This window comes from Streptomyces sp. 71268, assembly GCF_029392895.1.
Taxonomy (GTDB): Bacteria; Actinomycetota; Actinomycetes; order Streptomycetales; family Streptomycetaceae; genus Streptomyces.
Map to the genome: position 1 here is coordinate 1154493 of NZ_CP114200.1, position 13813 is coordinate 1168305.

General features: G+C 74.1%; 9 protein-coding genes. 6 read left to right on the forward strand and 3 right to left on the reverse strand.

Annotated features, from left to right (window positions below; translation table 11 throughout):
• Positions 1-141: 141 nt before the first annotated feature.
• Entirely contained in the window at positions 142-2361 is a 2220-nt protein-coding gene (locus OYE22_RS04365) for an NADP-dependent isocitrate dehydrogenase (RefSeq protein WP_277319170.1), read from the forward strand.
• 254 nt (positions 2362-2615) lie between these two features.
• Positions 2616-3425 (forward strand): alpha/beta hydrolase, encoded by an 810-nt coding sequence (locus OYE22_RS04370; RefSeq protein ID WP_277319171.1) that lies wholly within the window; start codon positions 2616-2618, stop codon positions 3423-3425.
• Between the two features lie 76 nt (positions 3426-3501).
• Here the strand turns inward: OYE22_RS04370 and OYE22_RS04375 are convergent, their stop codons facing one another.
• Complete coding sequence (locus OYE22_RS04375) at positions 3502-4950, reverse strand: PLP-dependent aminotransferase family protein (protein WP_277319172.1); 1449 nt, start codon at positions 4948-4950, stop codon at positions 3502-3504.
• On the opposite strand from OYE22_RS04375, the gene OYE22_RS04380 reads away from it, so the two are divergent.
• From OYE22_RS04380 to OYE22_RS04390, 3 genes are all read left to right on the forward strand, one after another.
• On the forward strand, positions 4949-6097 hold the full coding sequence (locus tag OYE22_RS04380; protein ID WP_277319173.1) for an EamA family transporter: 1149 nt from the start codon (positions 4949-4951) through the stop codon (positions 6095-6097). The two genes, OYE22_RS04375 and OYE22_RS04380, sit on opposite strands and share 2 nt — an antisense overlap.
• 22 nt (positions 6098-6119) lie before the next feature.
• Positions 6120-7030, forward strand: a protein-coding gene (locus OYE22_RS04385) for an IS5 family transposase (protein WP_277319174.1) whose coding sequence is annotated in 2 segments (ribosomal slippage) — positions 6120-6459 and positions 6459-7030 — 912 coding nt in all. Because the reading frame shifts where the segments join, the coding sequence is not laid out codon by codon here.
• 124 nt (positions 7031-7154) lie between these two features.
• Positions 7155-7352 carry a DUF1918 domain-containing protein gene (locus OYE22_RS04390; RefSeq protein WP_277319176.1) on the forward strand — a complete coding sequence of 66 codons (198 nt, stop codon included), beginning with the start codon at positions 7155-7157 and terminating at the stop codon, positions 7350-7352.
• Between the two features lie 93 nt (positions 7353-7445).
• Here the strand turns inward: OYE22_RS04390 and OYE22_RS04395 are convergent, their stop codons facing one another.
• Positions 7446-8756 carry a family 10 glycosylhydrolase gene (locus OYE22_RS04395; protein WP_277319177.1) on the reverse strand — a complete coding sequence of 437 codons (1311 nt, stop codon included), beginning with the start codon at positions 8754-8756 and terminating at the stop codon, positions 7446-7448.
• 182 nt (positions 8757-8938) lie between these two features.
• Here OYE22_RS04395 and OYE22_RS04400 point away from each other — a divergent pair, with 182 nt between their 5' ends.
• Positions 8939-9799, forward strand: a complete 861-nt coding sequence (locus OYE22_RS04400) for a 3-hydroxybutyryl-CoA dehydrogenase (protein WP_277319178.1) — start codon at positions 8939-8941, stop codon at positions 9797-9799.
• Positions 9800-9956: 157 nt separating this feature from the next.
• On the opposite strand, the gene OYE22_RS04405 is transcribed toward OYE22_RS04400, so the two are convergent.
• Positions 9957-12746 carry an AAA family ATPase gene (locus OYE22_RS04405; RefSeq protein ID WP_348652181.1) on the reverse strand — a complete coding sequence of 930 codons (2790 nt, stop codon included), beginning with the start codon at positions 12744-12746 and terminating at the stop codon, positions 9957-9959.
• Positions 12747-13813 lie beyond the last annotated feature (1067 nt).

A 13813-nucleotide genomic window follows, 5' to 3' on the forward strand; every position in this document is an offset into this window, starting at 1 on the left:
GCGCGGCGGCGGCGCGGGGCGTGGCGGAACCGGTCAGTCCGCGATCGCCGGTGCGCGACGGGGCGGGGTCCTGTCGAGGGAGGGTCGATCACGAGATATCTTGATGTCGAGCAATGTTGCAGACGTGGAGCGGAGCACCCGGTGACTGACTCGACCATCATCTACACGCACACCGACGAGGCCCCGGCCTTGGCGACGTACTCCTTCCTGCCGGTGATCGAGGCGTACGCCTCCACGGCCGGAGTGAACGTCGAGAGCCGTGACATCTCCCTGGCGGGGCGGATCATCGCAAGCTTCCCGGAGCGTCTCCAGGAGAGCCAGCGCATCGACGACGCCCTGGCCGAGCTGGGCGAGCTGGCCAAGACGCCGGGTGCGAACATCATCAAGCTGCCGAACATCTCGGCCTCGATCCCGCAGCTCAAGGCCGCGATCGCGGAGCTGCAGGAGCAGGGCTACGCGCTGCCGGACTACCCGGACGACCCGAAGACCGACGAGGAGCGCGACATCCGCGCCCGGTACGACAAGGTCAAGGGCAGCGCGGTCAACCCCGTCCTGCGCGAGGGCAACTCCGACCGCCGCGCCCCCGCGTCGGTCAAGAACTACGCCAAGGCGCACCCGCACCGCATGGGCGCCTGGAGCGCCGACTCCAAGACGAACGTCGCGCACATGGACGGTGACGACTTCCGCTCCACGGAGAAGTCGGTGGTCATCGCCGAGGACGGCGCGCTGCGCATCGAGCTGTCCGGGGACGACGGCAGCACCACCGTGCTGCGCGAGTCGGTGCCCGTGCTCGCCGGCGAGGTCGTGGACGCCGCCGTGCTGCGCGTCGCGGCGCTCCGCGAGTTCCTTAGTGCCCAGGTGGCCCGCGCGAAGGCGGAGGGCGTGCTGTTCTCCGTGCACCTGAAGGCCACCATGATGAAGGTCTCCGACCCGATCATCTTCGGTCACGTGGTGCGCGCCTTCTTCCCGAAGACGTTCGCCGAGCACGGCCAGACGCTCGCCGCGGCCGGCCTGACCCCCAACGACGGGCTCGGCGGCATCCTCAAGGGCCTGGAGGCGCTGCCCGAGGGCCCGGCGATCAAGGCGTCCTTCGAGGCCGAGCTGGCCGAGGGCCCCGAGCTGGCGATGGTCGACTCGGACCGTGGCATCACCAACCTGCACGTGCCCAGCGACGTCATCGTGGACGCCTCGATGCCCGCGATGATCCGCACCTCCGGCCACATGTGGGGCCCGGACGGCCAGGAGGCCGACACCCTCGCGGTCATCCCGGACAGCAGCTACGCCGGGGTCTACCAGGTCGTCATCGACGACTGCCGCGCCCACGGCGCCTTCGACCCGGCGACGATGGGCTCGGTGCCCAACGTCGGCCTGATGGCGCAGAAGGCCGAGGAGTACGGCAGCCACGACAAGACCTTCGAGATCCCCGCCACCGGCACGGTGCGGGCCATCGACGGCAACGACAACGTCGTCCTGGAGCAGGTCGCCAGCGCCGGTGACATCTTCCGCATGTGCCAGACCAAGGACGCCCCGATCCGCGACTGGGTCAAGCTCGCCGTCACCCGCGCCCGCGCGACCGGCGACCCGGCGGTGTTCTGGCTGGACGAGGGCCGCGCGCACGACGCCAACCTGATCGCCAAGGTCAAGACGTACCTGGCCGACCACGACACCGACGGCCTGCGGATCGAGATCATGTCGCCGGTCGAGGCGACCGCGTTCTCGCTGGAGCGCATCCGTCGGGGCGAGAACACGATCTCGGTCACCGGCAACGTGCTGCGTGACTACCTGACCGACCTGTTCCCGATCCTCGAGCTGGGCACCAGCGCCAAGATGCTGTCCGTGGTCCCGCTGATGAACGGTGGCGGCCTGTTCGAGACCGGCGCCGGCGGCTCCGCGCCCAAGCACGTGCAGCAGCTCGTCAAGGAGAACTACCTGCGCTGGGACAGCCTGGGCGAGTTCCTCGCGCTCGCGGTCAGCTTCGAGCACCTCGCGCAGACCACCGGCAACGCCCGCGCCCAGGTGCTCGCCGACACCCTGGACCGGGCGACGGCGACCTTCCTCAACGAGGACAAGTCGCCCAGCCGTCGCCTCGGTGGCATCGACAACCGTGGCAGCCACTTCTACCTGGCGCTCTACTGGGCCCAGGAGCTGGCGCGGCAGACCGAGGACGCGGAGCTGGCCAAGTCCTTCGCCGCGCTCGCCAAGACGCTGGCCGAGCAGGAGCAGACGATCGTGGACGAGCTGATCGCGGTGCAGGGCTCCCCGGCCGACATCGGCGGCTACTACCAGCCCGTCCCGGCCAAGGCCGCGGCCGTCATGCGCCCGTCGAAGACCCTCAACCAGGCGCTGGCGACGCTCGCCTGACACCCGTCGCGGGCCCGGGACGTGGCCGAACCGGTCACGTGCCCCGGGCCCGTGCGGCGGGGGCTCCCCCAGCCCGTACGCCCCACCCGCGCCGCGCGGCCACGCGCCGCGCTCGCACATCCGCCCCGGCCGGCCTCGCGCCCGGCCGGGGCGGCCGCGTTCCGGGGTGGCCGCGTCACGGGCCCGGCCGGGCGCGCGTTCACCGACGGCGAAGCGCGTCCCGGGGCCGGGTCCGCGCCGCGAGACTCTGGCATATGCCGAACTTCGCCTCGTACGACGGGGTCACCCTGCACTACTCCGTCCTCGGCGACGGGCCGCCCCTGGTGTGCCTGCCCGGCGGCCCGGGCGGGGACGGGCGCGGCCTCGGCGACCTGGGCGGGCTGGCGCGGGGGCGCACCCTGCTGCGGCTCGACGGCCGCGCCGGCGGTCGCTCCGCGGTCCCGCCCGACGGGGCCCACTGCGGCTTCGCGGCGCAGGCCCGCGACGTGCTGGCGCTCGCGGACGCGTTCGGCCTGGACCGGGTGGACGTGGTCGCGCACTCGGCGGGGACGCTGACCGCCCAGGAGTTCGCGCTCCGGCACCCGGCGCGGACGGGCCGGCTCGTGCTCGTGACCCCCGCCGGCCGGCTGGCCAGGGAGCCGGACGAGTCCGAACTGAGCGCCATACGGGCGGAGTCGGGCCAGCGGGCCGACGCCGCGGCGGCCGTCGCGGCCGGCGCCGCGCCCGGGGCGTACGGCACCTGGTCGGCCGCCGCCCGGGCCCACCACGCCGCCGGCGCGGACTACGGGACGCCGCCGCCGTGGCTGAGGTCCCGGTTCTACGCCGACGTGACCGACGAACCGACGCGGGTGGCGCGTCTGGGCGCGCTGCGGGCACCCGTGCTGGCCGTCGCCGGCAGCCGGGACGGGATAGCCGGCACGGCACCGGCGCGACTGCTCGCCGCCTGCTGCCCCGCGGCACGCCTCGCCCTGCTCCCCGGTTGCGGCCACTGGCCGTGGGTGGACGACCCGGCGGCGTTCCACGCCGTGGTCAGCGCCTTCCTCACCGCCCCGGCCACCGCGTGAGCAGAGCACCGGCGACGAGCTGGTCCGCCGCTGGCCCTCCGCCGCGCACGAGGCCCGCGAACCCCGTGCGCGGCGACTACCCGCCCTCCAGCGCGATCCGCAACCGCCGTACGCCCTCGGCCAGTTCGGCCAGGCTCGCCACGCCCGCGAAGGACAGTCGCAGCCTGGGCCCGGGCGGCTCGGCCGCGTAGGAGGGCCGGCCGGGGGCCACGGCCACCCCGGCGTGCAGGGCGGCCCGCACCACGGCCGCCTCGTCGGTGCCCGGCGGCAGGGACAGCCACAGGTGGAAGCCGCCGGGCGGGACGCGGGCGGGCGGCAGCCCGGGCAGCTCCGCGGCGAGCGCCGCGACCAGGGCCTCCCGGCGGCGGCGCAGCTCGGCGGCGACCGCGCGCAGGTGGCGCGGCCAGGCGGGCGAGCCGACGAGTTCGAGCGTCGCCTCCTGGAGCGGCCAGGGCACGAAGAAGCTGTCGACGACCTGGATGGCGCGCAGCCGGTCGCGTACCGGCCCCCGGGCCGCCAGCGCGCCGACCCGCAGGCTGGGCGAGGTGGCCTTGGTGAGCGAGCAGGCGTGCACGACGGTGCCGTCCGGGTCGTCCGCGGCCAGCGTGGGAGGCAGCGCCGGGGCGTCCTCGTGGGCCAGCCGGCGGGCGAAGTCGTCCTCGATCACGAACGCCCCGGCCGCCCGCGCGACCCGGATCACCTCGGCTCGCCGCTCCTCGCTGAGCACGGTGCCGGTCGGGTTCTGCATCAGGGGCTGGCAGGCGAAGACCCGCGCGCCGCTGGCCCGGAACGCGTCGGCGAGCAGGTCGGTGCGTACCCCGTGGGCGTCGACCGGGACCGGCACCGGGCGGACCCCGGAGGCGCGGGCGACGGCCAGCAGGCCCGGGTAGGTGGGCGACTCGACCAGTACCGGCGCTCCGGGCGGCGCGAGCGCGCGCAGCGCGGTGGTCAGGGAACTCTGGCCGCCGGAGGTGATCAACACGTCGGCCGCCGTGACGCCGCCGGTGGGCCCGCTGATCTCGCGGGCGAACCAGGCGCGCAGCTTGGGCAGCCCGTCGATCGGCGGCCGGTCCCAGACGCCCGGGCGGCGCCCGGCCCGGCCGAGCGCCGCCGCCAGGGCGCGTTCCGGTTGCAGCGAGGAGTGCAGGTAGCCGCCGCTGAGTTCGATCACGTCGGTGGGCGGGGCGGCCAGCGTCGCGAGGATGCCCGAGGCGTCCACCGAGCGCGGTACGGCGTCGGCCGCGGCCTCCGCGCTGAGCGCCACCTCCTGCCAGGAGGTGTCCCCGGCGCGCGGCTGGCCTCGGCCCCGGTCGGCCGGTCCGGCCCGGAACGCGCCGGCCCCCGGCCGCGTCACCACCAGGCCCTCCGCGGCCAGCAGGGCCAGCGCGCGCGAGACGGTCACCGGACTGACCCGGTGCTGCTCGATGAGGGCCCGACTGGACGGCAGCTTCTCACCGGGAGAGTAGCAATTCAGTTCCCCTCGCAGAGCTTCGGCCAGTTCCACCACGCTGCTACGCTCAAACATGACAGGCAAAGATAGCGCTACCCGTACCGATGCGATAGCAGTACCCATAGCGACGCCCGGCGTCTCCGCCCCCGGTGGCGGCCCGGACGCCGGGCTCACGACCCCGGCCGTCCCCGCTGACGCGCCCCCCGTCCCAGCCGTCACGCCGTACCCCGATCCGAGCCTGGAGACGGCCACCGGGCCCACCGACGCGGCATCGGCCAACGCGACACGGGCGGACACCCCGCAGGCGGACACCACGCAGGTGGGCGCCGAACCGGTCAGGGCGGCGGGCGGTACCGGGCCGACCGGGGCCCGGCTCGGGACGCTGCTCGCCGTCCTCGGCGTGGCCACCTTCTCGCTGACCTTCCCCGCCACGGCCTGGGCGCTCAAGGGGCTCGGCCCCTGGTCCACGATGGCGATCAGGTCCGTACTGGCCGCCCTGGTCGCCGGCGGCTGCCTGCTCGCGGTACGGGCCCCGTTCCCGGCCCGCCGTCACTGGCCCGGGCTCGCGGTCGTCGTGGGCGGCATCGTGATCGGCTTCCCGTTGTTCACCACCCTGGCCCTGGAGACCTCCTCCACCGCGCACGCCGCCGTGGTCGTGGGCCTGCTCCCGCTCACGACCGCCGCGTTCGGCGCGGTACGCACCGGGGCCAGGCCCTCGCGGGTGTTCTGGATCGCGGCGGTGGTCGGGGCCGCGGTGGTGATCACCTTCGCGCTCCAGCAGAGCGGCGGCGAGCCCACCATCGCCGACCTCTACCTCTTCGCCGCGCTCCTGGTGTGCGCCGCCGGCTACACCGAGGGCGCCACGCTCACCCGCGAACTGCCCGGCTGGCAGGTGATCGGCTGGGCCCTGGTGTGCTGCCTGCCGCTGACGCTGCCGGCCGCCGCCGTCGCCCTGGCCGTGGAGCCGGTGAACCTGACAGCACAGGTCGTGGCCGGGATGGTGTGGGTGTCGATGGGCTCGCAGTTCGTGGGCATGTACGTGTGGTACCGGGGCATGGCCGCGATCGGCGTGGCCAAGGCCAGCCAGCTCCAGTTGGCGCAGCCGCTGCTGACCCTGGTGTGGTCCGTACTCCTGTTGGGCGAGCACCTCACGCTGGCCGCCCCGCTGGCCGCGGTCGGCGTGCTGGTCTGCATCGGCGTCACCCAGCGGGCGCGGAGCTAGGGCCTGTCTGATAATTGGTCTTGTGGTGGGTCGTGGAGAGCTGACGGATGCGGCGTGGGAGCGGGTAGTCCCGCTGCTGCCGGGTGTTGATGGTCGTGGTCGGCCGTGGCGGGATCATCGGCAGGTGATCAACGGGGTGTTGTGGCGGTTGCGGACCGGTGCTCCGTGGCGTGACCTGCCCGAACGCTATGGACCGTGGCAGACGGTCTATGAGCGGTTCGCTCGCTGGGAGGCGGACGGTACCTGGGCTCGCCTGCTCGAGCAGGTCCAGGTCCGTGACGACTCCATCGGAGCCGTGGAGTGGGTGGTGTCGGTCGACTCCACGATCAACCGGGCGCATCAGCACGCCGCCGGGGCCCGCAAAAGGGGGCGGCGGCGGGGGACGAACTGGAAGATCCGGCATATCCGTCGGCTGGCCAGGCGCTGGGCCGCTCCCGCGGCGGGCTGACCACCAAGCTCCACCTCGCCTGCGACGGCCGTGGCCTGCCCTTGGCCGTTGTCCTCACGCCCGGCAACGTCAACGACTCCACCGTCTTCGACACGGTCATGGACGCGCTGAGGGTGCCCCGGGCCAGCGCCGGGCGCCCGCGCCTTAGGCCCGATGCCGTCATCGCGGACAAGGCGTACTCCTCCCGGGCGATCCGCCAGTCCTTGCGAGGCAGAGGCATCCGGGCAGTGATCCCGGAGCGGGCGGACCAGAAGGCCAACCGCCTACGGCGAGGGAAGGCCGGCGGCAGACCGCCGGCCTTCGATCGCGAGCTTTACAAGGCCCGCAACGTGGTCGAGCGCTGCTTCAACCGCCTCAAGCAATTCCGCGCGATCGCCACCCGCTTCGACAAACTCGCCACCCGCTACAAGGCCGGCATCCACCTCGCCGCACTCATCCTCTGGCTCCGCCAACCCAACCAAGATCCTTTGTCAGACAGGCCCTAGCGGCCCGGCGCGCGCCGGGCCGCCCCGGGCGGGCGGGCGACACGCCGTTCAGCACGCGCGGCCATACACTGACAAAAACGGACCATCCATCCCTCCGGGGTTCCCGGACAGGAGGCCAGCGCAGATGCAAGCGAGCGTAGGTGACCGGTTGTTGGTCCACGGCAGGATCGTGGGACAGCACGACCGCGTCGCGGAAGTCGTCGAAGTACTCGGCCCGAGCGGCACGCCTCCCTTCCGCGTGCGGTTCGAGGACGGCCACGAAACCCTGATGTCGCCGGGCCCGGACACCGTCGTCCGGCACGAGAGCGACCCCCACGCCTAGGCCGGCCCGCCGGCGCGCCCCGGGCCCGCGCGCGGTGCGCGCACCCGGGCCCGGGGCGGCCGGCGGCGGAGGCTGTCTCGCTCGGTCTCCGGCTCAGTGCGGGGACCGCACCGGGCTGCGGTAGTGGTCGGCGACCACACGGGCCATGGCGCCGAACGGGTCGCCGGCCACCTCCTTCGCGGAGAAGAAGGCGTGCCCCGCCACCTGCGGGTGCCGGCGCGCCAGGGTCAGGTGCCGGGAGAGTTCGGCCACGTCCTGCCAGGGCGCGGGCTGGGCCGGGTCGCCCGCCTTGTACAGGGCCTCGCCCACGTACAGCCGCACCCCCGTGCCGCGTACCGTGCGGGCCCACCACGGCACCAGCGTCGCGTAGTCGGCGGCGGCGAAGCCGATGTGCCAGTAGATCTGCGGGACGATGTAGTCGAGCCAGCCCTCGACGACCCAGCGCCGGGTGTCGGCGTACAGGTCGTCGTAGGTCTGCACGCCGGCCCGGGTGTCCGAGCCCAGCGGGTCGGTGGCCTGGTTGCGCCAGACGGCGAACGGGCTGACCCCGAAGCGCACCCGGCGCCGCAGGCCGCGCACCCGCTCGGACGTCTCGCGCACCAGCAGGTCGATGTTGTTCCGACGCCACGCGGCCCGGTCCGGGAAGCCGCCCCCGTGCTTCTCGAAGGCCGCGTCGTCGTCGAAGACCTGCCCGGCCACCGGGTACGGGTAGAAGTAGTCGTCCCAGTGCACCCCGTCCACGTCGTAGCGGGCCACCGCGTCGAACATCGCGTCCTGCACGAAGCGCCGCACCTCGGGCAGGCCCGGGTTGTAGTAGAGCTTCCCGCCGTACGGAACCACCCACTCCGGGTGCACCCGCGCCGGGTGCGTGGCGACCAGCCGGCCCGGGTCCGTGTGGTTGGCAACGCGGTACGGGTTGAACCACGCGTGCAGTTCGAGGCCGCGCCGGTGCGCCTCGCGTACCGCGAACCCCAGCGGGTCCCAGCCCGGGTCCCGGCCCTGGGTGCCGGTCAGGTACGCGCTCCACGGCTCGTACGGCGAGGGCCACAGCGCGTCGGCGGTGGGCCTGACCTGGAAGATCACCGCGTTCAGCCGCCGCTCCACGGCGGCGTCGAGCAGGTCGGTCAGCTCGGCCCGCTGCTGCCGCACGGGCAGCCCGGGCTTGGACGGCCAGTCCCGGTTGACCACCGTGGCCAGCCACGTCGCGCGCAGCTCCCGGCGTCGGCCGCCTTCGCGGGCCGCGGGCTCGGCGGCGTCCGCCCCCGGCTCCCGGGCGCCGGTCGTACCACCGTCGCCCGCGCCACGGCGGGCGGCCAGCGCGGGGCCGCCGGTCAGCAGCCCGGTCACCGCGCCCGTGGCCCCGACGGCGAAGCCACGGCGGCCCATCTTTCCCAAGCGCCCCATCTGCCATCCCCTCACTGTCGCGTGCGTCACATCACTCTGTGGTCAGCATGCCCGCCCCGGCGCCCCGTGCGCAGGTGGGCGCGGAGTAACGTCGGGGCCTAGGCGGTCAGCGAAGCCCTCCGTGCCACAAGCCAGGGGCGGATGTCCGCCGCCGGCCGAAGAAGATCAGCGAAAGGCACGATGTGACCGACATCGAACGCGTCGGAGTGGTGGGCTGCGGCCAGATGGGCGCGGGCATCGCGGAGGTGTGTGCTCGTTCCGGCCTGGACGTCATGGTCGCCGAGACCACGGGCGAGGCCCTGGAGTTGGGCCGTACGCGGCTGACCAACTCGCTGAGCAAGGCCGCCGAACGCGGCAAGCTCACGCCCGACGAGCGGGACGCGGCACTCGCCCGGCTCAGCTTCACCACCGACCTCGGGGAGTTCGCCGACCGCGACCTCGTCATCGAGGCCGTGGTGGAGAACGAGCAGGTCAAGACGGAAATCTTCCGGGTACTCGACCAGGTGGTCACCCGCCCGGACGCCATCCTCGCCTCCAACACCTCCTCCATCCCCCTGGTCAAGCTGGCCGTCGCCACCTCGCGCCCCGACCAGGTCATCGGCATCCACTTCTTCAACCCGGCCCCGGTGCAGCGACTGGTGGAGGTCATCCCCGCGCTGACCACCGGCGAGGAGACCATCAAGCGCGCCGAGGCCGTCGTGCAGGGCGTCCTCGGCAAGCACGCCATCCGAGCCCAGGACCGCTCGGGCTTCGTGGTCAACGCGCTGCTCATCCCGTACCTACTGTCCGCGATCCGGATGTTCGAGTCGGGCATCGCCAGCCGCGAGGACATCGACGACGGCATGGAGATGGGCTGCGCCCACCCGATGGGCCCGCTCAAGCTCAGCGACCTGATCGGCCTGGACACTGTCGCCTCGGTGGCCGACTCGATGTACGAGGAGTACAAGGAGGCGCTGTACGCCGCTCCCCCGCTGCTCCAGCGCATGGTCGACGCGGGCCGGCTCGGCCGCAAGACCGGCTCGGGCTTCTACACCTACTCCTGACCCGCGCCGACCGCTCGCCGACCGCGGCGAGCGGTCGGCCGGGCACGCGCGCGGCGAGGGGCCGCCCCACACGGGGCGGCCCCTCGCCGCTTCTCGTCTTCCGCGCCGGGGAGCTCGCAGGGAGTTCGCGTCGCGCGGCGGCCGTCGGCGCTCGGCGTCAGGCGATCTCGGCCATGCTGAGCTGGAGGTTCATGGGCAGCTCCTGGCGGCGGGTGATGTTGAGCTTGCGGTAGACACGGGTCAGGTGCTGCTCGACCGTGCTCACGGTGACGTAGAGCTTCAGCGCGATCTCCCGGTTGGTGTAGCCGTACGCGGCGAGCACCGCCACCCGCTTCTCGGAGTCGCTGAGCTTGGCGTCCACGTCCGGGTCGGCCGACCACAGCGGGTCCTCCTGGGGGGGGACCGACCGGGCGTGGTGGCCCGGGACCGGGCGCTCGCGCACGGACTCGATGCCGCACTCCTTGGCCAGGTGCCAGGCGCGGCGGGTGACCATGCTGGCCCGCGCGGGCTCGCCCACGGCCTGGAACGCCTGCCCCAGGTCGGACAGTGCCCGGGACAGCTCGAACCGGTCGCCGTACTTGCGGAGTTCGTCCACGGACTCGGCCAACAGCCGGGGCCGCTGGCCCACCTCGGCGAGCGCCGCCCGCACCCGCAGGGCCACGCCCCGCACCCGGGCGTTGCGCGCGTCGCCCATCGCGAGCTGCTCGGTGACCAGTTTCTCCGCCTGCTGCCGGTCGCCGAGTTGGATCAGCGCCTCGGCCGCGTCGATCCGCCAGGGCACCACGACTGCCCGGTCCAGGCCCCACCGCCGGGCGAGCCGGCCGACCTCGAGGAAGTCGCTGAGCGCGGCGTGGAAGCAGTTGGTGGCCAGGTGGTAGAAGCCTCGGGACCGCAGGTAGCCCAGCGCGTACACGGTACGGAACAGGCCGTCGGGCACCGGGTGGTTGAGCTGTCGGGCGGCGGCGCCGTGCCGGCCCTGCGCGGTGGCCGTGTAGATGAGGACGCTGCGGGGGGCGCAGGCGAAGACGCTGCCGTTCTTCTCCGGCAGGCAGTCCAGCGCCGTCGTGGCGTACTCCTCGGCGACCCGCAGATTGCCCTGCCGGATCATGATCACGGCCTGTGCCTGGGCGAAGGCGGCCTTCCAGCCGGGGGCGCCCCGGCGGTCGGCCTCCTCGACGAAGGACTGGCACCAGGGCAGCGCCCGATCCGGCCGGTCGCCGTGGATCAGGGTGCGCAGGGCCTGTCCGATGGGTTCGATGGTGGTGTCGGTCAACACGGCGGTCTGCAGAAACCGCTCGGCCGCGGCCGCCGCCGGCTCGCCCTCGGCCGCGGTGGGCACGGCCCACATGCCGGCCGCGGGGCGGCTCGCCGCGCTGTCGGTGAGGGTGACCGTCGCCGCCCCGTCGGCGTCCTTGGACACCGCGACCATGGCCCGCGAGCCGGCCGGCGTCGGGTGGCCGAACTGCGCGCCCAGCAGGTTTCCACGGATCACCTCCGAAGCCTGCGGACTCCCGTCGCCGCGCGCCTGCGCCAGTCGTTCCAGGACCTCGGCGGCCGCGTCCACCCGGCCCTGGGTGACCAGGAGCCGGGCCAGCGCGGGCATGTGGGACTCGACCAGTCGCCCGGCGCGCAGCGCCGCCAGCGGCTCGGCGGTGTGCTCCTCGGCCGCGCACGGGTCGACCCGCCAGGTGACCGCGGCGAGCCTGATCTTGATGGCGCTGGTGCGCTGGTCGTCGTCGCACGCCTGGTGGGCGAGGGTCAGACAGGCCACGGCCTGCGCCACGTCGTCTTCGGCCAGGGCCTGTTCGGCGGCGTCCCGCAGGGCCGCGACCCCCCAGCGCTCGTCCGCTTCCCCGGCCGCCAGCAGGTGGCCTGCCACGGCGGGGCTGGGCGCGCCGATGCTGTGCAGCAGCCGTGCCGCGTCCCGGTGCAGCGCGGCGCGCGCCTCCGGTTCCATGGCGTGCGCGATGGCGGCCGGTACGCAGGGGTGCCGGAAGCCGCAACCGTCGGCAATGCCGGCGGCGTTGAGCGCGTGCACGGTCTGCGACGCGGCCGCCGCGCTGATGCCGAGCAGCCGCCGGACGCACTCCACCGAACTCACGTCGCGCAGCACCGCCAGCGCCTCGGCCAGCCGCACGGTCTCCCGTCCGCCCCGGTGCAGGCAGGTCAGGACGGCCTGGGTGAACGGGCCACCGGCCTCGGGGCTGGGCAGCGCGGCGCGGCGCTCGGCGGGGGCGGCCCGGTACTCCTCGACCAGCGCGCGCAACAGCAGCGGGTTGCCGCCGCTGATCGCGTAGAGGGCGTCGCCGAAGTCCTCGTCCTGCGGCAACCCCTGGTAGGTGGCGGCGAGTTCGGCTACGCCGGAGCGGTCGAGCCGCTCAAGGCGGACGCGCTCGAAGTGCGGCAGGCGCAGCAACTCGGTGCCGAAGACGGGGTCACTGGCGTGCTCGTGGAGGGATTCGGCGAGGACGAGGAGAATCCGCGCGGAGCGGGTGCGCCGCGCGGCGTACAGGAGGTACTGGAGGGTCGGGTCGTCGACGTGTTGGAGGTCGTCCACGCAGACGACGACGGGAGTGGTGGCGCTGAGCCGGTGCAGCGCGGCGCAGAACTCCTGCATGGCCTCGACCCGTACCAGGGTGGCCGGTTCGGCGGGGGTCATCTGCGGCAGGGTTTCGGCGGGCGCGCTGGCAATGAGTTGGCGCAGGGCGCCGAGGGGAACCGAGCGCTCCTGGGGGGAGCCGACCGCGCGCAGCAGCGTCGCGCCCAGCCCCTCGGCCCGCTCGGCGATGCTCTCGATGAACTCGCTCTTGCCGCAGCCAGCCGGCCCTTCGACGAACACGATTCTGGAGTTTCCGGACAGGCATCCAGCGATCGCGCTATCCAGCGTGTTGAGTTCCATACTCCGATCGATCAAAGCCATGGTTACCCCAAGTCCCCGTGAATTCATAGCTTTTGCGCGCCTGCTACCAGGTCTGCCGGGAGGTGCGCCCGCACGCCGCGTGGGAATCGTTCCCGCGAACGGGTTCAGTCTACGGAGCGCGAAGGCGCCCCCCGGTGTCCATAAGTTGCAAGGCAACAACTACGTGCGAGACCACTGCTGACGCGCGTGGTACTCCGGAGCGCGCTGTGGCGCTCAGCGGTCGCGGACGGTGGTCATCCGCGCCTGTGAAGCGGCCGCGGCGGGCAGGCGGCGGCCCGTCGTACGGCGAACGGCCGCGGGCCCGCCGCGGCGCGAGGCTGGACGGCGCGGGCCACGGGGTGTGGCCGCGCCGCGCGTATGAGAAGGCCACCCCTGGTCGCCCGGGCGGCGGACCCGGGCGCGGTGGTGACGTGTCCGCCGGCCGGGCGGCGGAGGACGGCCGGGGCTGGGGCCGGGGCCGCCGGGGCTCGGAACGAGCGCGGACGGACGCCGGGTGATCGGCGGGTGCCCGGGGTCCAGCGGGGGCCAGGGGCCTGGCGGGGGCCGGAGACCTGGCGGGGGCCGGGGACCTGGCGGGGGCCGGGGACCTGGCGGGGGCCGAGGGCCTGGCCGTGGCCATCCGGCGAGTCCTTGGCCGGGAGCGCTCGGGGGACGGCCGGCCCGGCCGGGCGCACGGTGGCCGGGGCGCCGGCGAGCGCGCGGGGCGACTCGGGGGGCGCGCCGCCGTGGCGGGCGCGGGGGCGGGTGTCGCGGCGGCCCTGGGGGCCGGCGCCGTCACGGGTCCGGGGGCGGGCGCTACGGCGCGGTGCGGCGTGGTCCTGCCGCCGTGGTTCGCGCATCGCGCTCCCTCCCTTCACACCCTCGACCGACGTGGCGGCGCCGGGGCCTGGGCCGCCGCGTTCGCGAGCGGCGCGCGGGTCGCTCGTCCGCCGTCCTCGCGCCACGCCATCGAAGGATGGGGCGCGATCGTTTCTCACGATCGCACGGGCGTAAGGACCGGCCAAGACCGCCCGACCCCTCATCTCCACGGCGTGCGCCCCCTAGCCCGTACCGGCGGGCCGACGCGGACGGCGGCGCGGAGACGGCTCCGAGAC